Source organism: Streptomyces sp. CY-1 (genome assembly GCF_047218265.1).
Taxonomy (GTDB): Bacteria; Actinomycetota; Actinomycetes; order Streptomycetales; family Streptomycetaceae; genus Streptomyces; species Streptomyces niphimycinicus.
Map to the genome: position 1 here is coordinate 10783465 of NZ_CP178393.1, position 25370 is coordinate 10808834.

The 25370-nt window shown below is 70.3% G+C and carries 18 protein-coding genes; 9 read left to right on the forward strand and 9 right to left on the reverse strand.

Features of this window, described 5'->3' with window-relative positions; genetic code table 11:
* The first annotated feature begins 15 nt into the window (after nt 1-15).
* The gene (locus tag ACK1X7_RS45465) at nt 16-1380 is read left to right on the forward strand and encodes an MFS transporter (protein WP_385149171.1); all 1365 of its coding nucleotides are present in this window, start codon (nt 16-18) and stop codon (nt 1378-1380) included.
* A gap of 19 nt (nt 1381-1399) precedes the next feature.
* Here the strand turns inward: ACK1X7_RS45465 and ACK1X7_RS45470 are convergent, their stop codons facing one another.
* Together ACK1X7_RS45470 and ACK1X7_RS45475 are read right to left on the reverse strand one after the other, a co-directional pair.
* Complete coding sequence (locus ACK1X7_RS45470) at nt 1400-2410, reverse strand: GlxA family transcriptional regulator (RefSeq protein ID WP_413116959.1); 1011 nt, start codon at nt 2408-2410, stop codon at nt 1400-1402.
* Nucleotides 2407-3054: an HD domain-containing protein gene (locus ACK1X7_RS45475; RefSeq protein ID WP_385149174.1), complete on the reverse strand. Its 648-nt coding sequence runs from the start codon at nt 3052-3054 to the stop codon at nt 2407-2409. Before ACK1X7_RS45475 ends, ACK1X7_RS45470 begins: the two co-directional genes overlap by 4 nt.
* A gap of 202 nt (nt 3055-3256) precedes the next feature.
* On the opposite strand from ACK1X7_RS45475, the gene ACK1X7_RS45480 reads away from it, so the two are divergent.
* Entirely contained in the window at nt 3257-4240 is a 984-nt protein-coding gene (locus ACK1X7_RS45480) for an Lrp/AsnC family transcriptional regulator (RefSeq protein ID WP_413116680.1), read from the forward strand.
* Between the two features lie 15 nt (nt 4241-4255).
* Here the strand turns inward: ACK1X7_RS45480 and ACK1X7_RS45485 are convergent, their stop codons facing one another.
* The 4 genes from ACK1X7_RS45485 to ACK1X7_RS45500 form a co-directional block, all read right to left on the reverse strand.
* Complete coding sequence (locus tag ACK1X7_RS45485) at nt 4256-5707, reverse strand: carboxylesterase/lipase family protein (protein ID WP_413116681.1); 1452 nt, start codon at nt 5705-5707, stop codon at nt 4256-4258.
* Between the two features lie 201 nt (nt 5708-5908).
* Nucleotides 5909-6880 (reverse strand): agmatinase, encoded by a 972-nt coding sequence (gene speB, locus ACK1X7_RS45490; protein WP_385149210.1) that lies wholly within the window; start codon nt 6878-6880, stop codon nt 5909-5911.
* Between the two features lie 572 nt (nt 6881-7452).
* Nucleotides 7453-9744, reverse strand: a complete 2292-nt coding sequence (locus ACK1X7_RS45495) for an FdhF/YdeP family oxidoreductase (protein WP_385149183.1) — start codon at nt 9742-9744, stop codon at nt 7453-7455.
* A 28-nt stretch (nt 9745-9772) separates the two neighbouring features.
* Nucleotides 9773-10294: an SRPBCC family protein gene (locus ACK1X7_RS45500; RefSeq protein ID WP_385149186.1), complete on the reverse strand. Its 522-nt coding sequence runs from the start codon at nt 10292-10294 to the stop codon at nt 9773-9775.
* A gap of 164 nt (nt 10295-10458) precedes the next feature.
* Between ACK1X7_RS45500 and ACK1X7_RS45505 the strand changes: the two genes are divergently transcribed.
* A complete protein-coding gene (locus ACK1X7_RS45505; protein WP_385149189.1) occupies nt 10459-11832 on the forward strand; it encodes an MFS transporter in 1374 nt (457 codons plus the stop codon).
* A gap of 163 nt (nt 11833-11995) precedes the next feature.
* Nucleotides 11996-13882, forward strand: a complete 1887-nt coding sequence (locus tag ACK1X7_RS45510) for a LamG-like jellyroll fold domain-containing protein (protein ID WP_390792237.1) — start codon at nt 11996-11998, stop codon at nt 13880-13882.
* Nucleotides 13883-14028: 146 nt separating this feature from the next.
* Here the strand turns inward: ACK1X7_RS45510 and ACK1X7_RS45515 are convergent, their stop codons facing one another.
* Complete coding sequence (locus ACK1X7_RS45515) at nt 14029-14391, reverse strand: DoxX family protein (RefSeq protein WP_385149195.1); 363 nt, start codon at nt 14389-14391, stop codon at nt 14029-14031.
* The gene (locus tag ACK1X7_RS45520; RefSeq protein ID WP_385149213.1) at nt 14388-14873 is read right to left on the reverse strand and encodes a cupin domain-containing protein; all 486 of its coding nucleotides are present in this window, start codon (nt 14871-14873) and stop codon (nt 14388-14390) included. The genes ACK1X7_RS45515 and ACK1X7_RS45520 overlap by 4 nt, the downstream gene beginning before the upstream one ends.
* Before the next feature lie 110 nt (nt 14874-14983).
* Here ACK1X7_RS45520 and ACK1X7_RS45525 point away from each other — a divergent pair, with 110 nt between their 5' ends.
* The gene (locus ACK1X7_RS45525; RefSeq protein ID WP_385149198.1) at nt 14984-15835 is read left to right on the forward strand and encodes a LysR family transcriptional regulator; all 852 of its coding nucleotides are present in this window, start codon (nt 14984-14986) and stop codon (nt 15833-15835) included.
* A gap of 47 nt (nt 15836-15882) precedes the next feature.
* On the opposite strand, the gene ACK1X7_RS45530 is transcribed toward ACK1X7_RS45525, so the two are convergent.
* The gene (locus ACK1X7_RS45530) at nt 15883-18018 is read right to left on the reverse strand and encodes an alpha-galactosidase (protein WP_413116682.1); all 2136 of its coding nucleotides are present in this window, start codon (nt 18016-18018) and stop codon (nt 15883-15885) included.
* 230 nt (nt 18019-18248) lie between these two features.
* On the opposite strand from ACK1X7_RS45530, the gene ACK1X7_RS45535 reads away from it, so the two are divergent.
* The 4 genes from ACK1X7_RS45535 (at nt 18249) to ACK1X7_RS45550 (ending at nt 25301) form a co-directional block, all read left to right on the forward strand.
* On the forward strand, nt 18249-19481 hold the full coding sequence (locus ACK1X7_RS45535; protein WP_398160839.1) for an ROK family transcriptional regulator: 1233 nt from the start codon (nt 18249-18251) through the stop codon (nt 19479-19481).
* Nucleotides 19482-19774: 293 nt separating this feature from the next.
* A complete protein-coding gene (locus tag ACK1X7_RS45540) occupies nt 19775-21604 on the forward strand; it encodes an alpha-galactosidase D (RefSeq protein WP_413116683.1) in 1830 nt (609 codons plus the stop codon).
* 62 nt (nt 21605-21666) lie between these two features.
* Nucleotides 21667-24090, forward strand: a complete 2424-nt coding sequence (locus tag ACK1X7_RS45545; protein ID WP_413116684.1) for a glycosyl hydrolase family 95 catalytic domain-containing protein — start codon at nt 21667-21669, stop codon at nt 24088-24090.
* Nucleotides 24087-25301 (forward strand): SGNH/GDSL hydrolase family protein, encoded by a 1215-nt coding sequence (locus ACK1X7_RS45550; RefSeq protein WP_413116685.1) that lies wholly within the window; start codon nt 24087-24089, stop codon nt 25299-25301. The genes ACK1X7_RS45545 and ACK1X7_RS45550 overlap by 4 nt, the downstream gene beginning before the upstream one ends.
* The last annotated feature ends 69 nt before the right edge of the window (nt 25302-25370 follow it).

Consider the following 25370-nt stretch of genomic DNA (forward strand, 5'->3'; position numbering starts at 1 on the left):
GTGAAGGACCCGCGCATGGCAACGACGCCTGTGACCGAGCAGAACGAGCCCAGCACACCGCCGGGCGCGCCCGCCACCGAACGCGAACGGAAGCGGCTGCACACCAAGCTGAAGCTGGCCACCCAGATCGGCCAGGGAATCGACGGCTACATCATCGGCGGCATCGGCCTGGCGATGTCGGCGATCACCGACGACCTCCATCTGTCCTCCATGGAACAGGGCCTGGTCGGTGCCTCACCGCTCATCGGGATCTTCATCGGAGGGCCGCTCTTCGGCCGGCTGGCCGACCGGTTCGGACGCCGGCCGGTGTTCCTGATGGACATGCTGATCTTCCTGATCGGCTCGGTGCTCCAGTTCTTCGTCCTGGACGGCCCCCAGCTCATCCTCATCCGGCTGGTGATGGGTGTGGCGATCGGTGGCGAGTACGCGATCGGTGCCCCGCTGCTGTCGGAGTACGCGGGCCGGCTGGGCCGCGGGCGGCTGCTGGCGAGCCTGGAGATCAGTTGGTACGTGGGGTATGCGCTGGCCACGGTCGTGGGGGCGCTCTTCACCTCCGTCGACGGCGGCTGGCGCTGGTCCCTGGCGAGCAGTGCGGTGATCGCGGTGGTGTGCGTGGCCCTGCGCGGTGGCATCCCGGAGTCCGCGCGCTGGCTGCTGAGCAGGGGACGCCGGGACGAGGCCGAAGCGCTGATCGAGAAGTACGGCATCGAGGTGGACATCGAGGCGGAACTGGATGACCGCGACGAGGTGCGGCAGGACGGGTTCCGCGCGCTCTTCAGCCGCCAGCATCTGCGCTCCACGGTGTTCGCCAGCGTCTTCTGGGCCGCCCTCGTGCTGCCGTACTTCGCCATCGGCACCTTCTGGACCGAGGTCTTCGAGGCTCTGCACATGGGGGACAACGCGGTCGCCGCGCTGCTCGTCTACTCCTTCACCGCCGTGGCCGGTGTCACCGCGGGGTGCCTCGTCGTGGACCGGATCGGCCGCCGCAAGCTGCTGATCCCGCCGTTCTGGATCACGGCCGCATGTCTGGCCCTGGTGGCGGTGTGGCCGTCCTCGACCCCCGTCATCGTCGTCGGCTTCCTGTTCTTCATCTTCCTCAACGCCGCCTCCAGCGCACTGACCGCGGTCTATCCGCTGGAGGTGTTCCCCACCTCCCTGCGCACCACGGGCGTCGGCTTCGCCACGGCCATGAGCCGGGTGGGCGCCGCGATCGGCACATTCCTGCTGCCGATGGGACTCGACCACTTCGGAGCGGAGTTCGTGCTCCTGATCGGCGCCGGAGTGCTGGTGGTCGGCGCCCTGGTGTCCCAGTTCCTGGCGCCGGAGACCACCGACCTGGACCTGGCCCGGGCGGCGCGAACGGCCCGCGAAGGGGCGTAGGGACCGGCGGGGCGACCGGCTACCCGGCCGCGGGACCGGGTGCGCCGACGGTGCTGCGGAACCGGGCACGGTAGACCGTCGGCGAGACCCCGAGGGTGTGCTGGAACACCCGCCGCAGCGATTCCGAGGAGCCGAACCCCGCCTGCCGCGCCACCTCCTCGACCGTGCCGGTGCCGTCCGCGAGAAGTGCCTGGGCGGCCTCGACACGGACGGCTTCGACATAGCGGCCGGGGGTGATGCCGACCTCGCTGCGGAACAGCCGCTCCAGATGGCGGGCGCTCACGCCGCCCGAGGCGGCCAGCGTGGCGCGTGTGTGGCACCCCGCGGGGTCCGCGGTGACACGGTCCATCACCCGGCGCACCGCCGGATGCCGTGGCTGACGCGGGGCCAGCCGTGCGCTGAACTGCGCCTGCCCGCCCGGGCGGGCCATGAAGACCACCAGTTGCCTGGCCACGCTGCGGGCCACATCCGCTCCCCAGTCCTCCTCGACCAGGGACAGCGAGAGATCGATTCCCGCGGTGATACCGGCCGAGGTGGCCACATGGCCGTCCCGGACGAAGACGGGATTGCCGTCCACGCACACCCGGGGGTAGGCGGTGGCCAACTGTGAAGCCAGCTCCCAGTGCGTGGTGGCGCGGCGGCTGTCCAGGATCCCGGCCTCGGCCAGCACAAAGGCTCCCGCGCACACGGACGCCACGCGCCTCGCCCGCCCCGACAGCCGGGCCACGAGCCCGACCAGGCCGGTGTCGGCCACGGCCGAGCGCCAGTCCCTCCGCCCCGGGACCAGCAGGGTGCCCAGGCGCGATGGCAGCGTGCCGGGCGCGCCGTCGGCGCTGATCACGAGCCCGGAGGAGGTGGTGACGGCGTCACCGGCGAGGGAGATCACCCGTACGTCGTAGTCGGCGCCGTAATGGTTGGCCGTGGTGAAGACCTCCACGGGGCCGGTGACATCCAGCAGTTGCACCCCGTCGAACGCGACGATCACGACGGTGCGTCCGCCACGGGACGCCGGTGACGCCCGCCGCGCTATTCCGTCCACGGCGAATCCAGGATCGTCCGGACGAAGTTCCCCCGCTCGAAGCCGGGGACGAAGTGCTCCAGGACATCCGCCTTGACGTTGCCGAACGTGGTCTGCGGCTTGGGGCGGATGCCATCGGCGAACGCCTGAAGAATCCTGTTCTTGAAGTCGGGGCGCGGATGCAGCGCCACGATCGCCTCCCGGTCCTCGGCGGAGAGATCCTCGTATCCGATGCCGAGCACGTCGTACTCGACACCGGCCGTCACCAGCGCCACTTCCGGTTCCATGAACTCGGGGACTCCGGGAGTGGTGTGCAGGGCGATGGCCGTCCAGACCCGGCGGATGCTGTCCTCGGGTACGCCATGGGCATGCAGAAACCGCTTCGCCTCGGCCGCGCTGTCCACCTCGAAACGGCGGCCACTGTCATGGAACGCCTCGTTCAGGCCCACGTCGTGGAACATCGCTCCCAGGTACAGCAGCTCCGGGTCGAAGCTCAGATCGCGCCGGTGGCCCTGGAGGCTGCCGAAGAAGTACACCCGGCGTGAATGGTGATAGATCAGCTCGCTCGTCGTGTCCCGGATCAGCTCCGTGGCCTCGCGCGCCAGCGTCGTGTCCGGCACCTTCACACCTGCCGCGACAGCAGTGTCAGTCGCCATGTGTCCGCTCTCCGTGTCCGTAGCAGTACGCCCCTGTGGGGCACTGTCCACAGCCTCGCGTGGCGGCCGGCCCGCTGCCATGACGATAGCGCCCTGTATCCCACGGATAGCGACAGGAAACGTTGTACGACACCGAGGACCGTCCTGTTCCGGTCGCCGGATAGACTCGAATCGAGAAAAGAGGAACATCGAGGGCCTTGTGATGCAGAAAGTACGCCACGACCTCGATGCCACGGACCGGCGGATCACGGCCGTTCTGCTGGCGTCGCCCCGGGCCTCCTGGCGGAGTGTCGCCGAGGTGCTGGGTGTCTCGGAGCGCACTGTCGTGCGGCGTGCCGCCCCGCTGTTCCACGATCGCACCCTGCGGGCGACGGCCGTGCGCAATCCCGCCCTCTTTCCCCACCTCATCCCCACCGTGCTGCGTATCCGCTGCCGCCCCAACCGGATCGCCACCATCGCCGCCGGGCTCGCCCGGCGCCCCGACACCGTCTGGGTGGACATCCTCGGCGGAGGGGATGAAATCTGCGTTGTGCTCTTTCTCAACGGGCGCGACGCACGCGACAAGTTGCTGCTGCGCGACCTGCCCGCGACCGCCGCCGTGCGCTCCTGGACCTCCTATGACCTGCTGAAAGTCTTCCCCGCGGGTTTCGCCTGGAGCGCGGGACTGCTGACCGGGGAGGAGTCCGGACAACTGTGGCCGAGCGCCGACCCCGCGCCCGAGCCCTTCTCCCCGCTCCCGGAAGACGAAGCGCTCATCGACGCGCTGGTCGAAGACGCCCGGATGACCTATGGAGAGCTCGCCCATCGCACGTGCCGGACCCCACGGGCCGTGCGGCGCCGCCTGGACGCCCTGGTGGAGGGATACGGCGTGCGGCTGGCCACCGAAGTCGATCTGGCCCTGCTGGGGGTGCACGCCGAGGCCCTGCTGTGGATCACCGCGGATCCGGGGGCGCTGGAGGAGACCGGACAGATCCTCAGCAGCCATCCGCAGGTGCGCTTCACCGCCGCCACGACGGGATCGAGCAGTCTGCTGGTGGCGGTGGCCGCCACCGATCTGAGCGCGCTGTATCTGTTTCTGACCGGAACGGTGGGGGCGCTGCCGGATGTCTCCGGCATGGAGGTCACCCCCATCCTCTCCGGCGTCAAGCGCACCGGTCTGGTACGCCCCGCGTCGATCTCCGTGTGATGGGCTCCATGGGTCTCAGCCGAAGTGCCGGATCCGTGCGGTGGCCCTGGGTGCGTACGGGGGCCAGTCGCCCGGATTGCCGCCGGCGATGAACGCGGTGACAGCCGTGGCGAAGGCCCGGCCCATCGCCCGATCGGTGTCCGAGGGGCTCCCCAGCATCGGACTGTCGGGGAAGCTGTCGAACGTGCCGAAGAGGAAGGGCAGTTCGCCGCAGTGCGTGGCGCCGAGATGGCCGGGGTCGTGTGCGGGACGGTAGCCGAACTCGTAGACGTACGTGGCATTGCCACCCGAGGCATGGTGGTCGGCCATCCGCAGCGCGCCGTCGCGGAACAGCTCATCGGTCCGCAGCGCGGTGAAGACCTGGGCGGGGGCCGCGTCCGGGAGCCTGTCGGCGTACCGCTGGTAGACCTCCGGCGCCGCGTGGCCGAGCAGGCCGGTCGCGAGGTCGACGGCCCCCTCCCGGGTGAGCGACTGGATGCGCGGCTCGAAGGCGAAGAAGGCGGTCATCTCCTCCCGGGCGGTGCCGATCAGCAGGGCCTTGCCCTCCAGCGCCCCGTCCACGAGGGCGTCGTACCAGGCCCGTGGCAGGCCGGCGCCGCCGAGCACCGGGTACATCGGAGGGGCGATATTGCCCGGGCGCGCGAGGCGGACCGCCAGCTCACCGTAGGCGGACAGCAGACGCTCGACGGGAAGCGAGCGCAGCACCTCTCCGGGCTCCGCGCCACGCGGGACGCCCAGCAAGCGCTGGTACTCCTCGGCGGCCTCGGCCGCCTGCTCCGGACTCTGTGGCTCAAGGCCCCAGGGGCCGCTCTGGAGGAGCACCCGGTTGACGAGTCCCCCGGTCGCCGGATCCAGGGCCAGCGACAGGGCCGAGAAGGCACCGGCCGACTGCCCGCCGACCGTCACGGCTCGCGGGTCGCCGCCGAAGGAGGCGATGTTGTCGCGCACCCAGCGCAGCACGGCGGCCTGATCCTCAAGCCCGAGGTTGTCGGCGCCGACCCGCGGGAGATACAGATAGCCGAGTGGCCCCAGCCGGTAGTTGGCGGTCACCACCACCACATCGCCGATCTCCGCCAGACGGGCTCCGTCGTACCAGTCCCACCCGCCCGAGCCACTGCTGAAACCGCCTCCGTGGAACCAGACCAGAACCGGACGGGGGGCCTTGTCCGCCGGCGCGGGCCGCGGAGTCCACACGTTCAGGGTGAGGCAGCCGTCCTCGTCCCAGTCGGGCCCGCGCCTCCCCATGATCCGTTCCAGCCGGGACGGCCCCTGCGGCACGGCCGGTCCCGGCCGCACCGCTTCACGTACGCCTGTCCACCCCGGGTGGGTGTGCGGTGCCGCGAAGCGCGCCGCACCCACCGGTGAGGCGGCGTAGGGGATTCCCCGAAAGGACACCACCGCACCCTCGTCCGAGCCCCGGAGCTTACCCCGGTCCGTGGCCACGACCTGGTCCGCCAGGTTCGTCATCGACTCCACCTCTCTCGCGTCACCGACGTTCTGGTCTCGTTCTATGCCGACCCCCGCAGAGGAGCCAGAACAGTGGGTGAAGGCGAGGATTCGGCGACAAATGATCTCTGGATCGGTTGAAAGTGCGACATGCGATACGCGGCCGTGCCACGTCAGCCCGGCTGACGTGGCATCGGCGCAACGTGGGGCGGGTGGTGGCGGCTACGACTGCTCGTTCGCCTGGAGCCAGCGGAAGAAGGCGATCTGCCGGGACATGACGGAGATCAGCTCGTAGGCGGTGTGCGAGGCGGCCACGGAGGTGATCTCGGCGTGGTCGTACGCCGGGGCGACCTCGACCAGGTCGGCGGAGACCAGATAGCAGTCGCTGAGCCCGCGCACGATCTCCAGGAGTTCACGCGAGGTCAGGCCGCCCGCCTCCGGGGTGCCGGTGCCGGGGGCGTGTGCGGGATCCAGGACGTCTATGTCCACGGATATGTAGAGCGGCCGCTTGCCGATGCGCTCCTTGAGCTGCTGCACCACCTCGTCCACCCCGCGCCGCATCACATCGGCCGAGGTGACGATTCCGAAGCCCAGCTTGGTGTCCTCGTCCAGGTCTTCCTTGCTGTACAGCGAGCCGCGGGTGCCGACGTGTGAGAGCGCGGAGGTGTCCAGGAGGCCCTCCTCGGCCGCGCGGCGGAACGGCGTTCCGTGGGTGTACTGGGCGCCGAAGTAGGAGTCCCAGGTGTCCAGGTGCGCGTCGAAGTGCAGCAGTGCCACCGGGCCGTGCCGGCGGGCCACCGAGCGCAGGATCGGCAGCGCGATGGTGTGGTCGCCGCCCAGTGTCATGAGCTGCGCGCCCGTGGAGAGCAGGGCGTCCGCGCCCTCCTCGATGGTCTCGACGGCCGCGTCGATGTTGTGCGGATTGGCCGTGATGTCACCGGCGTCCGCCACCTGGGCGTAGTGAAACGGGTACACGTCCTGGGCCGGGTTGTAGGGGCGCAGTTGGCGCGACGCCTCCCGGACGGCGTTCGAGCCGAAGCGGGCGCCCGGCCGGTAGGAGACACCCGCGTCGAACGGCACCCCGACCACGGCGATATCCGTGGTGCCGACCTGGTCCAGACGGGGGACACGGCCGAAGGTCGCCGGGCCCGTGAAGTGCAGGGTGGCATCCGTCTCCTGGGGCGGGACGGGCATGGCCATGTCGGGAGGGTTCGCGGTCATCTCGGTGCTGGGTCCTTCATCTGTGGGGGGGAATGATCTGCGTGGGGGAATGCCGGCCTGGTCGAGACCGTGTTGCGTGGATGATGAAACAGTCCGTTGGTGAACGGGGAAGGGCGCTCATCTGGCTCCGCGGCTGTCCTGCGCGCATCGCCAGGTGACCCGCTCGGTGCCCAGGGCTTGCGGACACACGGTGGGGCGGTGGTCAGTCGGGACTCCTGCGGGGGAAGGAGTCGCGCCTAGGACACGTGGCGGCCGGGCCGGGAGTGAAACCCCCGGTCAGTGGGTCTTCGGCTCTCTGCCACGGGGCAGCGCCGCCTGCGACACCCGCTCACTCGGCGCCGTCCCGGCGTTCGCTCGCTCGTCGCACCCTTGTGGTCCCCCGGCTCATGGGCGGCTGCCTCGTGGCACGATGCGGGCAGCCCGGCACGCAACCGCTGGCCCCTGCACGTACCTTGGTCATGTCCGATCGTAGAACCGGCAGTTGAAGCCCTCCCACCCGGCCTCCGATGATTGCTCGCACCGGGCGAACGGGCGGGTCGGAGGCGTTACCCGGCACGGGCCTCCAGGCGGGCCACGATCCCCTTCGAGGTCGGTTGGTTGCTGATCTCGGCCACGCTGTCGAGCGGCACCAGGACGTTGGTTTCGGGGTAGTACGTGGCGGCGCAGCCGCGTGCGGTCGGATACGGGACCACCTCGAAGTCCTCCGCGCGGCGCTCCAACCCGTCGGTCCACACGCCCACGAGGTCCACGAACTGCCCCTCGAACAATCCGAGTTCGGCCATATCCGCCGGATTGACCAGTACCACCCTGCGCCGTCCCTGGATGCCCCGGTAGCGGTCGTTGTCCGTATAGGGAATGGTGTTCCACTGGTCGTGGGAGCGCAGGGTCTGCAACAGCAGATGCCCCTCGGGGGCCCGCAGCATGTCCCAGGCGTTGCGGGTGAACAGGGCCTTGCCGGCGGGGGTGCCGAAGACCCCCTCGTTGACCGGATTGGGCAGCCTGATGCCACTGGGACGGGCCACCCGCCGGTTGAAGTCATGGAACCCCGGAACGATGTGGGAGATGCGGTGGCGGATGGCCCCGTAGTCGGCCTCGAACTCGTCCCAGGGGATGCCGGCCTTGTCGCCGAGGGTGTGCCGGGCGAGCCGGCACAGGATGGCCACCTCGCTGAGCAGCAGTGCGGAGGCCGGTTTCAGCCGCCCGTAGGAGGTGTGCACCTCGCTCATCGAGTTCTCCACGGTGACGAACTGCTCGCCACCGGACTGGGTGTCCCGTTCGGTGCGGCCCAGGGTCGGCAGGATGAGCGCGGTCCGGCCGCAGACCGTATGGGACCGGTTGAGCTTGGTGGAGATATGAACGGTGAGGCGGCAGCGCCGCATGGCCTCCTCGGTGACCGCACTGTCCGGAGCGGCCCGGACGAAGTTGCCCGCGAGCGAGAGGAAGACCTTGATACGGCCCTCGCGCATGGCCCTGATCGAGTTCACCGAGTCCAGGCCGTGGGCGCGCGGCGGATCGAAGCCGAACTCGTGCTGCAACGCGTCCAGGAAGGAGTCCGGCATCTGCTCCCAGATGCCCATCGTGCGGTCGCCCTGCACATTGCTGTGGCCGCGCACCGGGCAGGCCCCGGCACCGGCCCTGCCGAGGTTTCCGCGCAGCATCAGGAAGTTCACGATCTCCCTGATGGTGGGGACACCGTGCCGGTGCTGTGTCACTCCCATCGCCCAGCAGACGATGACGCGCTCGCTGGCCAGGACGGCGTCCCGGACCTGCTCGATCTCGCGGAGAGTCAGCCCGGTCGCGGTCAGGATGTCGTCCCAGGCGATGGTGCGGACGTGCTGGGAGAACTCCTGGAACCCGCTGGTGCTGGAGCGGATGAAATCGTGGTCGAGCACGGTGCCCGGCCGGGCGTCCTCCGCCTCCAGCAGCAGCCGGTTCAGGCCCTGGAACAGCGCGAGGTCGCCGCCGCTGCGGATGTGGAGGAAACGATCGGCGATCCGGGTGCCGGGTCCGATCACCCCGCGGGCCCGCTGCGGGTTCTTGAACCGCAGCAGTCCGGCCTCCGGCAGCGGGTTCACCGCGATGATGTGGCCACCGTTGATCTTCGCCTGCTCCAGTGCGGAAAGCTGCCGCGGATGGTTGGTACCGGGATTCTGGCCCACCAGGAAGATCAGGTCGGCCTGGTGCAGATCGTCCAGGCTCACCGTGCCCTTGCCGGTGCCCAGCGTCTCGTACAGAGCGAAGCCACTGGACTCATGGCACATATTGCTGCAATCGGGCAGGTTGTTGGTGCCGAAGGCCCTGGCGAAGAGCTGAAGCACGAAGGCGGCCTCGTTGCTGGCCCGCCCCGAGGTGTAGAAGACCGCCTCGTCGGGGGAGTCCAGCGAGGTCAGCTCCGCGGAGATCAGCTTCAGGGCCTCGTGCCAGCTAATCGGCTCGTAGTGGTCCGCGTCCGGCCGCTTGACCATCGGCCGGGTGAGCCGGCCCTGCTGGTTCAGCCACAGGTCGGAACGGCGGCCGAGTTCGGAGACCGGATGCGTACGGAAGAAGTCGGCGGTGACGCGCCGCGCCGTCGCCTCGTCGTTGATGTGTTTGGCGCCGTTCTCGCAGTATTCATTGCGGTGCCGGTGGCCGGGGGCGGGGTCGGCCCAGGCGCAGCCGGGACAGTCGATGCCCGCCACCTGGTTCATGGTCAGCAGCGTCGTCGCGGTGCGCCGGACCGTCGTCTCATCCAGGGAGTACTCCAGCGCATGGGTCACCGCGGGCACTCCCGCCGCCCACTTCTTGGGCGGCGTGGCGGAGAGCCGGTCATCCGGCTTGTGTCTCGGCGCCTTCTTCATCAGGTGTGTCTCGCTCTCTTGGACGGGGTCAGCCCACGGGCCAGCGCGCGACCCGGCTTCTCGGCGGTTCCGGTTCCGTCGGCTGTACGTGTCCGTTGTGGATGGACCCCCGCCAGGCCCCGCTCTCCTGGCCCAGGCCCTCGATGAACTCCTTGAAGTGCCCGAGTTCCCTTCGGACCACACGGCGGGTGAGCCCGGAGGAGGCGTTCGTGAGGAGGGACGCGACTCTGCCCGGAGTGGCCTCGATGCGCACGGTGACCTGGGTGCGCTCCGGTGTCGTGGGGCGGAAGGACACCTCGCCCCAGTGGGAGGGGTGGCGCTGAAGGCAACGCCACACCACGGAGGAGTCCGGCCGCTGGTGCACGATCTCCGCCTGGAACGAGCAGCGCACCGGGCCGCACCGGATGACCCAATGGGTGATCGCGGGTCTGATCTGCTCGACCCGCTGCACCGCGGACATGAACCGCGGAAAGCTCTTGAACTGGGTCCATTGGTTGTAGGCAGTGCGTACCGGGACCGCGACCTCGATCGTCTCTTCGATGGTGTTCATGGCCCACCTGTCTCCAGATCTGCCCTCAGTGTCACCGCCCGACCAGCAGGTCGCCAGATGGATCTTCCTGCTATGTGAATGACAATCTACAGTCAACCTATTGTTTGACTGCATGAATTCATGCATGCTGGCGCCGTCCGAATGTGAACGGTCGGGAGGCAGGCGTGGCAGTGCACACGGAGGCGGCGGACGCGCGGACGGCGGGGGACCGGGATGCGGCGCCTGTGCCGGGCACCGCCTCGAAGGAGCCGCTCAACGGCTTCCACATCCGGGTGACGGCCACCACCTTCGGGGCGAACTTCTCCGACGGCTACGCCCTCGGTGTCATCGGCGCGGTGCTGCCCGCGCTCGGCACCGATATGCACCTGTCCGGCGTCTGGCAGGGACTGCTCGGCGCCTCCGCCCTGATCGGCCTGTTCTTCGGCAGCATCCTGCTGGGGCGGGTGGCCGATGTGATCGGGCGCCAGAAGCTGTACCTCTACAACTTCGTGCTGATCGCGGTCGCCTCCGCCGCCCAGTTCTGGGCACACAGCCCACTCGTGCTCTTTCTGCTCCGGCTGGCGATCGGCTTCGGTCTGGGCGCGGACTACGCCGTCGGCCCGACCCTGCTCTCCGAGTTCGTCCCCAGCCGGCTGCGCGGCGTCCTGCTGGGCTCCCTCACCGTGCTGTGGACCGTCGGCTACGTACTGGCCAACGTCCTGGGTACCTACATCCCGATCAACGGCACCTCCGCGTACTGGCTGCTGGCCAGCGGGGCGGTGCCCGCCCTGGTGGTGCTGCTGCTGCGGATCGGTATCCCGGAATCCCCGAGCTGGCTGGCCGCCCGCGGCCGGGCCGCCGAGGCCGCGCGGATCCGCCGCACCTACCTGGGGCAGTCCGAGGCCACCGCCGCCGACGCGCGGGCCGCGGCCGCCGACCAGCCGCCCGCCGCCCGGTACCGCGAGCTCTTCGCCCCCGGCCAGGCGACCAAGACCTGGTTCGGCGTCATCTTCTACAGCGCCCAGGTGCTGCCCTACTTCGCCATCTACACCTTTATGCCGCAGATCCTGGCCACCTTGCGGATCTCCGGGGCCGACACCCAGAACCTGGTGCTCAACCTGGCCCTGCTGCTCGGCGGCGTGATCGGGCTGTGGCCGGTGCAGCGCCTGGGCCGCAGGCCGTTCACCATCGGCACCTTCACGATCCTCACACTCTGTCTGGCGGCGATGGCCGTCCTCAGCGGCGCCTCCAGCGGGGCGCTGATGGTCCCCTTCCTGATCTACACCTTCGTGATGGCCGGTGCCTCCACCATCACCCAGGTCTATCCGGCCGAACTCTTCCCCACCGCGCTGCGCGGCTCCGGCGTCGGCTTCCTCAACGGCACCAGCAGGGTCGCCTCCGCTATCGGCACCTTCGTCCTGCCGGTCAGCCTGAGCCACTTCGGCGCGGGGTGGTCGATGGGCTGGATGGCGCTGGTGCTGCTGCTCGGCACGGTCGTCAGCCTGGCCTGGGCGCCGGAGACCCGTGACACCCTCACCGCCGAGGACCTGCACCACTGACGCCCGCGACGGGCGGTCGCTCGGCGCTGCCCGGCCCCACACCCGGAGGGGAGGTCATTCATGTGCTCTTCCCCATCTGTTGCCGGACATCTTCCTGTGTTTGCACTCATGGGCCCCATAACGTGCGCTCGATCCCCTCCGTCCCACCGTGTGGAGCAAGCGCATGTGCAGCCCCCATCAGACCCATGAGCCGCAGCCCGGAACCCGCCGCCGTACCTTTCTGCGCACCACCGGACTCGCCGGCGCGGGCCTGGCCATGACCGGGCTGGAGGCGGCGCCGCCCGCCGCCGCTGCGCCGGCCTCCGGCACCGCGGGCGCACCCGCCTGGCACCCCGACCCCGAAAGCCCAAGATTCACCCTCGCCGTCATGCCCGACACCCAGTACCTCTTCGACGGCGAGAGCATCCATCCGGCGCCGGTGGAGGCGTCGTTCCGCTATCTCCTCAGCCACGCACGCGAGGAGAACATCGTCTTCCTGTCCCACCTCGGCGACCTCACCGAGCATGGGCAGGTCACCGAATTCGGGCCGATCAGCCGGGCGTTCCGCCTCCTGGACGAGCGGGGCGCCGCCTACAGCGTGGTGGCCGGAAACCACGACCTCGACTCGTCCACCGACGACCAGCGGGGCCGCACATCCTACCTGGACGCCTTCGGCCCCCGGCGGTTCCGCTCCTCGCCCTCGTTCCGCGGCGCCAGCCCGGACGGCTACAACACGTACCACACCTTCTCCGCCGCGGGCCGGGAATGGCTGGTGCTCGCCCTGGACTGGCGCCCTTCCGCGAAGGGCATCGCCTGGGCCCGGGAGGTCATCGCGAAACACCCCAGGACCCCGGTCATCCTCACCACCCATGAGCTGGTCTACGCGGACCACGAGGGCGATGAGGCGAGCTTCTCCGACCATGGACAGTGGCTGTGGGACGAACTGATCGCCGACCACGACCAGATATTCCTCACCCTCAACGGCCACTACTGGCCGCCGGCCCGCACCATCCGCAAGAACACCGCGGGCCACGACGTCCATCTGCACATCACCAACTACCAGGACCGCTACTACGGCGGGGCCGGGATGATCCGCCTCTACCAGTTCGACCTGGCCCGCCACACCATCGACGTCCGGACGCTGTCCCCGTGGATCATGGACCGCGCCGATGACCACCTCAACGAGCTGGAGCGCGGCGAGATCGAACGCACCGGTCCCCAGGACTACTTCAGCGTCCCCGTAGACTTCGAGCAGCGCTTCGCCGGGTTCGCCCCCGTCGCACCGCGACCGGCCCGGCCCGCGTCCCGGCTGGTGATCCCCGGTACGGTGGCCTACTGGCGGTTCGACCAGGGCGGCCGGGACGGCGCGCCCGTCGAGGACTCCATCCGGATCACCGATCACTCGGGGCGTGGCAACCACCTCACCAAGGTCACCGTCCCCGGCAGCCCCGCCGACGCCCTCACCTGGTCCGATGACCACCACCCTGACCAGCCTGGACACGGCAGCCTGGTCTTCCACGGCGACAAGTCCCCCCTGCGCGGCGCCTATCTGCGGACCGCCGACGGCGCCCCGTTGAACGGCGCCACCTTCCGCTCCGGTTACACCGTCGAGGCGTTCCTCAAAATGCCCGCCGACTGGGACAGCGGACGCAACGCCTGGTCCGCGCTGCTCAGCCGGCGGGGCCGCAGCGGCGACGCCGGAAAGACCGCCGGTGACGCGGAGGAGCCGGTGGTCACCCTCTCGCTGTCCGACGGCCATGCGTTCCAGTGGGCCGTCTATCCGCTGAACCAGGACGGCGTGGTCACCAACTGGAGCCATGAGCTGCCGCTGAACACCTGGTGGCATGCGGCGGTGGTGAACGACGGACGGCACACCACGCTGTATGTGAACGGCTGCCCGGTGGCGCGCAATCCCTCGACCCCGGCGACCGGCCTCACCACCCTCGGGCTGCCCTGGCTGCTGGGCGGCTATGAGTACGGCGGGAAGATCGACCAGATCATGCATGGCTGGATCGGCGACGTCCGCCTCGTGGACCGGGCACTCCCGGTGCGCGACTTCATGTCCTCCTGACCGAGGGCTCCGGGGGCTCCAGCGGCCCTCCCGGGCCTTCCTGGAGTCCCCGGAGCCCCGGGCTCGGCGCGTCAGCGGGAGAGGACGGCTCTCACCGTTACGCGAACGCCGCGGCACGGCTCATCGTTCGCCGACCGTGCCCGCAGTCACAGCCATGTCGTCGCCGGCCAGATGGTCACGGCCGCGGCGATGAGCAGCGTGATGTTGAGAGCGACCTGGCGGTCTCCGCGGCTCAGATGGACCCTGGTCGCCCCGATCTGGAGGACCACGAACCCGATGGCCGCGGCCAGGGCCAGCCAGGGCGCGATGCCGGTCAGCGGCGGGAGGATCAGCCCGATCGCGCCGAGCACTTCGATCACCCCGATGGCCCTGACAGCAGGCATCGGCGTGGTGTCCACCCAGGCCATCATCGGCCGGAGCCGCTCACGGCTGCGGACCACCTTCATCCCGCCCCCGTAGAGGTAGAAGAGAGCGAGCAGACCGGCGAGGATCCAATAGGCGACGTTCACGCTTCCGGCTCCGTCTTCCGGGCGAAGTCGGTGGCGGGCTCGGTGGCGTAGCGGCGCATCACCTGGATGTTCGCCTGCGGGGTCAGCGCCTGGCCGCCGGCGATCATGTCCTGTAGGTCCCGGAAGTACTGCACATACAAGTCCGGTGTGAACGTGCTGAGCATGACGGCCGGTTGGTCGGTCGTGTTGGCGAAGGTGTGCGGGGCGCCGGGCGGGACCATCACGAGCGTGCCCGCGGGCGCGTCGTAGTCCTGTTCCCCCACCGTGAACCGCACCGTGCCGGAGATGACGTAGAAGCCCTCGTCGTGCTGGGCGTGGCGGTGCTGTGGCGGTCCGGGGGTGTGCGGTGCGAGGACGGATTCGGCGATCCCGAGGCGGTGCCCGGTGTTGCCGCCGTCTTCGAGGATGCGCAGTCGCGTGGTGCCCAGGACGATCGTCTCGCCGTCGCCCGGGCCGACCACCGATACGGCGGGGTCGGCCATCGGCTCGCTGTTCTTCGGTTCATCAGTCACATGTCGATTCCAGTGCCCGGGCACGGCGACTGTCCAAGACCCATGCTGTGGTGTCGATACCGTACGGGTATCGTGCCACCATGGAGCTACGGACACTGCGCTATTTCGTGGCGGTCGCCGAAGAACTCCACTTCGGACGGGCGGCCATCCGGCTGCATATGAGCCAGCCGCCACTGAGCCGGGCGATCAAGCAACTGGAGACCGAGCTCGGTGCCGCGCTGCTGCGCCGATCGTCGGCCGGTGTGGCGCTCACTCCGGTGGGGGCGGTGCTGCTGGACGAGGCGCGCGCCCTGCTCGACCAGGCCGACCGGGTACGCGTACGCGTGGCCGCCGCGGCCGGCGCCGCCACCCTCACCGTGGGCCTGCTGGCCGACAGCGCCGACCCGGGCGCGTCCCGGCTGGCCGGTGCCTACTCCCGGCAGCACCCGGGCGTTGAGGTCCACATCCGCGAGACCGATCTGACCGATCCCACCTGCGGGCTGCACGCCGGACTGGTCGACATCGCCCTGACTCGTGGGCCGTTCGACGAGACCGGCCTGACCGTGCACGAGTTGCGCACCGACCCGGTGGGCGCGCTGCTGCGCACCGACGATCCGCTGGCCCGCCGCGACAGCCTGAGACTGGCCGACCTCGCCGACCGCCGCTGGTTCCGGTTCCCGGCGGGCACCGACCCGCTCTGGCAGTCGTACTGGAACGGCGGGGAACCCCGTGTGGGCCCGGTGGTGCGCGGTGTCCAGGAATGCGTGCAGGCCGTTCTGTGGAACGGCACGGTCGGCATGACCCTGGTGGACCATGAACCGGCGGCGGGGCTCGCCGTGGTGCCGCTGACCGACATGCCGCCGAGCCGGGTGGTGGCGGCGTGGAACGAGGACGACACGAATCCGCTGATCCGCTCCTTCGTCCGGATCGCCGTCGCCGCATATCGCGACTGAGCCCCCGGCGGGCCACCGACTACGGCCAGTGCGACACACCGGCGGTGTCAGCCATCGTCCTGCTCCATCCTGACCAGGTGAACAGCGGTGCTGGCCCAGTCGCCGGGCCGCAGGTCCGGATGGAATCCGTACTCGGCGAGCACGGTGGCATGGTGCACCTCACCGGTGCGGGTGTCGCGGTAGCGGGCGCCGGGGGTGAGCCCGCGCAGCCGCACCGGCAGCCGCGGGACCCCGTGGCGCGGGCCGCGCTGCCAGGCCAGTACCAGGGTCTCGGTGGCGTCCTCGGCGGCGTACTGCACCACGGTCGGCAGCTCGCCGTGCGGCCCGGACAGCCGGTACAGGGCGCCGCGCTGGACGAGGTGGCGCACCCGCTTGTACTCGGCCACCAGCTCGGCGCCCTCGGCGAGTTCCGCCTCCGACCAGCGGGTCAGATCGCCGCCGATGCCCAGCAGCCCGCACATGGCCACATGGAAGCGGAACCGCAACGGCACGGTGCGGGAGGTGAGTTGATGGGGCACGTCGGTCACCCACGCGGACATCGTGCGCGCCGGATGGAGCTGGCCGAAGCCGTGCTGGATGACCAGGCGGTCGACGGCGTCGGTGTTGTCCGACACCCACGCCTGGTCCGTACGGGTGAGGATGCCCAGATCGACGCGTCCGCCACCGCCGCTGCACGTCTCGATGCGCAGCCCGGCATGGTCGGCCCGCAGCCGGTCGAGGACGCCGTACAGATTGGCCACATAGCCCGTCCACAGCCGGTCGTGGCCGTCCGGGGGGCCGGGCCAGCCGGCCTCGCTGAAGGCGCGGTTCATGTCCCACTTGAGGAAGTCGATGCCGTGGTCCGCGACCAGCCGGGTCAGCCAGCCATACGCCCAGTCGGCGACGTCGTCACGGGCGAAGTTCAGCACGAGCTGGTTGCGCAGCTCGCTGCGGGCCCGGCCGGGGGTGTGCAGAACCCAGTCGGGGTGCGCGCGGTACAGGTCGCTGTCGGGGTTGACCATCTCCGGCTCCACCCAGATGCCGAAGCGCATGCCCAGGCGGTGCACCGTGTCGGCCAGGGGGCCGAGCCCCTCGGGGAAGCGGTCCTGGGCGGGGGTCCAGTCGCCGAGCCCCGCGTGGTCGCTGCGCCGGGCCCCGAACCAGCCGTCGTCGACGACGTACAGCTCCACGCCCAGGGCGGCGGCCCGCTCGGCCAGCGCCTTCTGGTTCGCCTCGTCCACGTCGAAGCCGGTGGCCTCCCAGGAGTTGTAGAGCACCGGCGCCACCTCACTCCCGTGCGGCAGGACGTGGCGCAGCGTGTACGCGTGCCAGGCCCGGCTCGCCGCGCCGAACCCGCCGTCCGTGAACAGCCCGGCGAACACGGGGGTGATGAACTCCTCGCCCGGCGCGAGCGGCACGCAGGTGCCCTCATGGCCGACGCCGCCGGAAAACCCCGCGCGTCCGTCCGGTGTGCGCTGGACGGTGATGCGCCAACTCCCGCTCCAGGCAAGGGCCGCGCCGAACACCCGGCCGTGCTCCTCGGCCGCGTCACCCGCGTCCACCATCACCCAGGGAGCGGCGTGGTGGCTGGTGATGCCACGCCGGCTGGTCAGCACGGTCTCCCCGTACGGCAGGTGTTCGCGGCGCAACTGACTCTCCGCGGACCACTGGCCGGTGACATGGCTGAGCCGGTAGTCGGCCGTCGCCGGCAGGGACCAGGCGGCCGAGTCGGCCCGCACCAGGCCGAGGTGCTGGTCACCGTCGTTGCTCAGCACCGTCCACCGCTCGATGACATCCGTGGCGTCCCGCACCCTGTAGTGGAGGGCGACGCGCAGCGGGTAGTGGCGGTCGCGGAATTCCAGCGAGAGCTCGCGGACGCCGTCGGACGGCGCGAGGACGCGGTGTCCGGTCGGCTGCCACTCGAAGGCGCGGGAGCCGTCCGGGTAGCGGACCTGGAGGGAGGGCGTGCCGTAGCGGGTGCCGCCGTCGACCGGCAGTTCCTCGCCCACCGCGGGCCGTCCCTCGAAGCTGCTCGCCGCCTCCCCGGCGGGCACGTCCAGCTCCGCCGCCTCCCGCGGCGTCAGCCGCGGCCCCCACGCGAGGTGGCAGGGCGCGCCCGTTTCATCGATGCGCAGGGCGTATGACGTACGGGGAGTGGTCAGCAGCCAGACCCCGGTGTCCGGGGCACGGGAGATCGTCGGCATCGGGCCTCACGTTCGGGGGACGACGGGGGAGCGGCGGGTGCCGCCCGCGGATGCGGAGCGCTCGGTGACGGGGACGAGAATCGCCCCGTAAGCCAACGAGACCTTCGATCACATGTCAACACCCCGTGTATGGCTGGCTTTGGAGCCGAGATCGGGGCTCACAGGCAATCCTCAGGAGATTCCTGCTTCTTTCATTGACAGCGGAAAATAAGGAGCCTAGGTTCCCGGCCATGTCCTCGCCCCCTGCCGTCGAGTCGTTCCCCGCGAACACGTCGGCCGCCGCGCAGATCTTCACCACGGTCCTGTCCCAGGGCCCTCTCACCCGTATGGAAGTGGCGCGGCGGGCGGGGCTGTCGGCCGCGGCCGTCACCAAGGCGGTCCGTCCCCTGATCGAGGCCGGCTACCTGGTGGAGGACGTGGACGAGGACGCGCGCCCGGCGCTCGGGCGGCCCGCGAACCTGGTGCGGGTGGACGGCGGCCGTGCGCTGTTCATCGGGGTCAAGGTGACCGGGGACAAGCTCATCGGTGTGCTCACCGACCTGTGCTGCCGGATCCTGGTCGCCCGGCACATCCCCCTCGCCGCCCGGGACCCCAAGGCGGTGCTGGGGTCGGCCACCGAGCTCGTACGGGAGCTGCTCATCGAAGCGGACGGACTCGGCGTGCGCGTCGCGGGTCTGGGCATGGCCGTCTCCGGGGATGTGGACCGCGCCGAGGGCGTCGTGCGCTACTCGCCCTTCCTGGAGTGGCGCGATGTGCCGCTCGCCGAACTCGCCGCCATGACCACGGGGCTGCCGGTCACCGTCGACAACGATGTGCGCGCGCTGACCGTGGCCGAGCAGTGGTTCGGGGCGGGCGTGGGACTGTCCGGCTTCGCCCTCGTGACGGTCGGCGCGGGCATCGGCTGTGGCCTCGTGGTCCACGGCAGGGTGGTCGCCGGGGCCCACGGCGTGGCCGGCGAGATCGGACACGTCACCGTCGACCCGGCGGGCCCGCGCTGTCACTGCGGCAACCGTGGCTGTGTGGAGGCCATCGCGAGCGACGACGCCATCGTCCGGCAGATGCGCGCGGCCACGGGGGTCCAGGTGGCCGACGCGGTCCAGGCCGCCGGACTGGCCCACGACGGCGTCGCCGGGGCGCGGGAGATCTACGCACGGGCGGGTGACGCCATCGGCCGTGGCATCGCCACCGTGGCCAATCTGCTCGGCCCCGAACGCGTGATCATCTCCGGTGAGGGCCTGGCCGCCTACGACCTGTTCGCCGACCACATCCGTACCGCCTTCGCCGCGGCGGCCTTCGGCTCCGCGGCGCGGTGCGATGTGCGGACCCGGCCGCTGCCCTTCGACGAATGGGCCCGCGGCGCCGCGGCCACCGCCATCCAGTCCTTCATCAGGTCGGACGCCAACCAGAAGAGGTCGGACGCCAACCAGCACACACGAGGAGCAGCCATGACGCAGCACGCCTGAAACCGACCGAGGAACACCGTGCCGTCCGCGACCCGCTCCCGCATCCGTCGCGGACGCGGCGACCGCCTCTCCCGCGCGGTCGTCATCACCCGCCGCTGATCGCCCCCGCCCCGATCGCGTCATCGTTCCCCGAATGGCCGCGAGCCCCACCACATCGCCGGCCCCGGCGCCCGTACACCGGCGCACTCACCCTCGGTTCGGGCAAGGCCGAGCCCCCGCCGCCGTAGCCCCCGAACCCCGCCGCGTCTCCCCGCCACCCCTTCCCCGGACCACACCTCCAGGAGGTAGGACCCATGCGGTCATCCTCGTACCCCCTCATGCCCGTACGCGGTCTGAGAACCGTCGTCGTCCTGGCCCTCGCCGCGGGCTTCGCCACCGCCGTCCCGGCGGCGCAGGCACAGCCCGGCGACAACAAGGCCACCCCGGCGTCCTCGACAGGCCCGGCCGCCGTCGCCGCCAAGCCCTATATGGGCTGGACCAGTTGGAGCATGCAGTCCTCGAAGTACCCGGGCCTCAACCCGAACGGCGACTACAGCTACCTCACCGAGGAGAACGTCCTCAAGCAGACCGACGCCATGGCCGCCAAGCTGAAGAAGTACGGCTACGAGTACGTCAACATCGACGCCGGATGGTGGCGCGACTACGCGTGGACACCCGAGTTCGACGAGTACGGCCGGCAGAAGGCCGATCCGGTGCGCTTCCCCAGCGGCATGAAGTCCGTCGCCGACCATATCCACTCCAAGGGGCTCAAGGCCGGCATCTATCTGCCCGTCGGCCTGGAGAAGGAGGCGTACGGCGGGGGCAAGGTGCCGATCTGGAACGCCGAGGGCTGCACCACCGCCGATATCGTCTACGACGACCTGCGCACCACCAATGGCTGGGACAGCGCGTACAAGATTGATTTCTCCAATCCCTGCGCACAGAAGTACATCGACTCCCAGGCGCGGCTGTTCGCAGACTGGGGCTATGACTTCCTCAAGCTCGACGGTGTGGGCCCGGGCTCCTTCAAGAGCGGCGACAACTACGACAACGTCGCCGACGTGGCCGCCTGGCAGAAGGCGATCGCCGCCACCGGCCGCCCGATCCATCTCGAGCTGTCCTGGTCCCTGGACATCGGACACGCCGCCGACTGGAAGAAGCACTCCAACGGCTGGCGCATCGACACCGACGTCGAGTGCTACTGCAACACGCTCGTCAGTTGGGAAAACTCCGTGGACGACCGCTGGAGTGACGCCCCTGCCTGGACCCGGCACGCCGGTCCCGGCGGCTGGAACGACCTCGACTCCCTCGACGTGGGCAATGGCGAGATGGACGGCCTGACCAAGGCCGAGCGGCAGAGCTACGCCACGTTGTGGGCCATCGCCAAGTCCCCGCTCTACACCGGCGACGACCTGACCAGGCTGGACTCCTACGGCCTGTCCCTGCTGACCAACCGCGAGGTCATCGCCGTCAACCAGGGCGGCAACGCGCCCGCGCAGCCGGTCACGCCGTCCGACCCACAGCAGGTGTGGGCCGCGAAGAACAGCGACGGCACCTACACCGTCGCCCTGTTCAACCTGGCCGACAAACCGGTCTCGGTGACCGCCGACTGGTCGACGCTCGGCTTCACCGGCAAGGCCGCGGTCCGGGATCTGTGGAACCACGAGAGCCTCGGCAACCACCAGGACAGGATCACCGAGGCCCTGCCCGCCCATGGCTCCCGCCTCTTCACGGTCACCCCGCGAGGCGACGCGCTCACCTGGACCGGTATCGAGGCCGAGTCGTCCGCGAACACCCTCAGCGGCAACGCCTCCGTCGCCGACTGCCCGGCCTGCTCCGGCGGCCACAAGGTCGGCAACCTCTACACCGGTGGCAAGCTGACCCTCAACAACGTGGTCGTCGACAAGGCCGGCACCTACCAGATCAAGGTCGCCTACATCAGCGGGGACGCCCGCTCCGTCGCCGTCTCGGCCAACGGCGGCGGCGCCACCAGCCATGCGTTCCCCTCGACCGGCGACTGGTCCACCGTCAGCAGTGTCCATGTACCGGTGGCGCTCAAGGCCGGCTCCAACACCATCACCTTCGACAGCGGTTCCGGCTACGCGCCCGACATCGACCGGATCGACGTACCGAAGTCCTCCTGAACCCCCGAGGGGGCCCGGCCCCGGCCGGGCCCCCTCGCCCATCTCAGACGCCTGGAGCCGCCATGAACCCCCGCCCGACCCACGACGGCAGTGACCCCAGCAGAGAGCCCGGCAGAGCCCCCGGCAGCGACCCCAGCAGAAGAACCGCGCTGTCCCTCGCGGCGACGGCCGGACTCACCGCCGCCCTCGGGGCCCTGCCCGCCTTCACCGCCTCCGCCGCCCCCCGGCGCCCGGCCGACACCCCGCCGCTCACCGGCACAGCACACGACCAACTGTGGTGGCGGGCCCCCGGCGACGAGGGCTCCCTGATCGAACAGGGCCTGCCGGTCGGCAACGGCCGCCTCGGCGCCCTCGCGAGCAACGACCCCGGCCGCGAACTGCTGCTGATCACCGACGCCACCATGTGGACCGGCGGCCTCAACGACACCCTCGACGCCGACGGTCAATTCCCCTACGGCCGGGGCGACTTCGGCTCCTTCACCCTGCTCGCCCGGCTCACCGTGAACATCCCCGACCACGACCTGTCCGCTGTCAACGGCTACCGCCGCACCCTCGACCTCGCCCAGGGACTGGTCACCAGCTCCTACGTCCGCTCCGGTGTCACCTACCGGCGCCAGGTCTTCGCCAGCCACCCCGACGACGCGATCGTCCTGCACTTCACCCAGAGCGGCGGCGGCCACTACACCGGCACCCTCACCCTGGGGGGCACCCACGGCGAAACGCCCTCGAACGCCGAGTCGTTCGGCGCGTCCTTCCCCAACGGCCTGCGGTACGGGGCGGCGGTCACGGCATACGGCAGCGGCGGCCGGGTCCGCGTCAACGGCACCCGCATCGACTTCTCCGGCTGCGCGGACCTCACGGTGGTGGTCAGCGGCGGCACCGACTATGCGCCCGACGCCGAGCGCGAGTACCGCGACCCCTCCCTCGACCCCGAGAAGCTGGCCCGCACCAAGGTCCGCGCCGCCGCCCGGCACTCGGCGGACACCCTGCGGCGCACCCACATCGCCGACTACCGCGGCCGGTACGAGAAGTTCACTCTCTCCCTCGGCACCTCCACGGACGCCCAGCGGTCCCTGGACACCTGGGAGCGGCTCACGGCACGCGCCAGGGACGGTGTGCCCGACCCCGAACTGGAGGCCGCCTACCTCCAGTACAGCCGCTACCTGATGATCTCCGGCTCGCGCGACAGCCTTCCGCTGAACCTCCAGGGCCTGTGGCTGGACGGCAACGACCCGGACTGGATGGGCGACTATCACACCGACATCAACATCCAGATGAACTACTGGATGGCCGACCGGGCGGGCCTGTCCTCCTGCTTCGACGCCTTCGCCGACTACTGCCTGGCCCAGCTTCCGTCCTGGACCGAGGTCACCCACGACCGCTTCAACGACCCGCGCAACCGTTACCGCAACTCCACCGGGAAGGTCGGCGGCTGGGCCGTGGCGTTCTCCACCAACATCCACGGCGGAAGCGGCTGGTGGTGGCATCCCGCGGGCAACGCCTGGCTGAGCAACAGCCTGTACGAGCACTACGAGTACACCCAGTCGCGGGCGTATCTGGCGAAGATCTACCCGCTGCTGAAGGGCGCCTGCGAATTCTGGGAGGCGCGGCTGATCAGCACCACCCTCCCCGGCACCTCGAAGGAGGTGCTGATCGACGACAGCGACTGGTCGCCCGAACACGGCCCGCAGGACGCCAAGGGCAACACCTATTCCCAGGAACTGGTGTGGGCGCTGTTCGGCAACTTCGCCGCCGCGGCCGCCGAGCTGAAGAAGGACACCGGCTACGCGGACACGATCACCTCGCTGCGCGAGAAGCTGTATCTGCCGGAGGTGAGCCCGAAGTCCGGATGGCTCCAGGAGTGGATGTCTCCCGACAACCTCGGCGAGACCACCCACCGCCATCTGTCCCCCCTGATCGGCCTGTTCCCCGGCGACCGCATCCGCCCCGACGGCTCCACTCCGAAGGAGATCGTGGACGGGGCCACCGCCCTGCTCACCGCCCGCGGCATGAACAGCTTCGGCTGGGCCAACGCCTGGCGGGCCCTGTGCTGGGCGCGGCTGAAGAACGCCGACAAGGCATACCAGCTCATCGCCAACAACCTCCGCCCCTCCAGCGACGGCAGCAACGGCACCGCGTTCAACCTCTTCGACGTCTACGAGGTCGAGAAGGGCCGTGGCATCTTCCAGATCGACGCCAACTTCGGCACCCCGGCCGCCATCAGCGAAATGCTGCTGTACTCGCGCCCCGGCCACCTGGAGCTGCTCCCCGCCCTGCCGGACGCCTGGGCCGCCTCCGGCTCGGTGACGGGACTGGCCGCGCGGGGCGGCTTCGTCGTCGATCTGCGCTGGAAGCAGGGGGTGCCGACGTCGGTCCGGATCCACAGCGTCGGCGGCCACACCACGACAGTGGCCCACGGCGGCACCTCCCGTACGATCCGCCTGGCGCCCGGCGAGTCCCGCACGCTGAACGGGTTCGCCCGATGACGGCCCGCCGCGCCGCCCTCGGCGGCGTGGCCGCCGCACTGCTCGCGGCCGCCGCCCTCCATGCCACCCCCGCCGAGGCGGCGGGCGGACGGCACGACGTCGTCACCTGGGCGGCGAGCGCGGACCGCCTGGGGGACGGGACACCGGACCGCGGCTACCGGATGGTCGTGCACACCAGCGCCGCCGGGAGCGATCTGCGCATCCGCCTCTCCAACGCCTTCGGTGACCGGCCGCTGACCCTCGACAGTGTCTACGCCGGTGTCCAGAAGTCGGGTGCCGAGCTGAAGCCGGGCAGCAACCGGCGGCTGACCTTCGGCGGCGGGCACACCGTCACCATCCCGGCGGGCGAGGTGGTATTCAGCGACGCCCTGCCCGGCAGCCTGCCCGCCGCGACCAACCTGGTCATCAGCCTCCACACCCCCGATGCGTCCGGTCCGGCCACGGGCCACGGGATGGCGATGCAGACGTCGTACACGACCCAGGGCGATCACACAGGAGAGGAGAGCGCCACGCACTGGACGGACACCACCGGCTCCTGGTTCTACCTCGACGCCGCCACCGTCCGCACATCCGCCGCCACCGGTGCCGTGGTGGCGCTCGGCGACTCCATCACCGACGGCTGGCAGTCCACCACCGATCTCAACCGCCGCTGGCCCGACTATCTCGCGCGCCGGTTGGACAAGGCGGCCACCGGCGTCAGGGGAGTGGCGAACGAGGGGATCTCGGGCAACAAGGTCCTCGCCGACGGCGCCGGGCAGAGCGCCCTGAACCGGCTCGACCGCGATGTCCTGTCCCTCCCGGGCGTGCGGACCGTGTTCCTCTTCGAGGGGGTCAACGACATCAAGGCGCACACCGGCGTCACCGCCACGGACATGATCGACGGCTACCGCCGGATCATCGCCCGGGCGCACGCGGCCGGGAAGTGCGTGGTCGGCGCCACCGTGGGCCCCTTCAAGGGCTGGTCCGAATGGGACGCGGCCGCCGAGCGGGTACGCCAGGACATCAACGCCTTCGTCCGAAGCAGCGGCGAGTTCGACGCGGTCACCGACTTCGACCGTGCACTTCGCAGCCCCTACGATCCCGAGCGGGTGCTGCCGTTCCTCGACAACGGCGACCATCTGCACCCCAACGACAAGGGGATGCAGGCGATGGCCGACGCCGTCGACCTCACCGCACTCGACTGCGCCGGCGGCCCGCGCTCCACGGGCTGAACACGGGCCGCCGGACAGCCGGGCGCGGCCGGTGGAACACCGCGCCCGGCCACCCGGCTCGATGGGCTG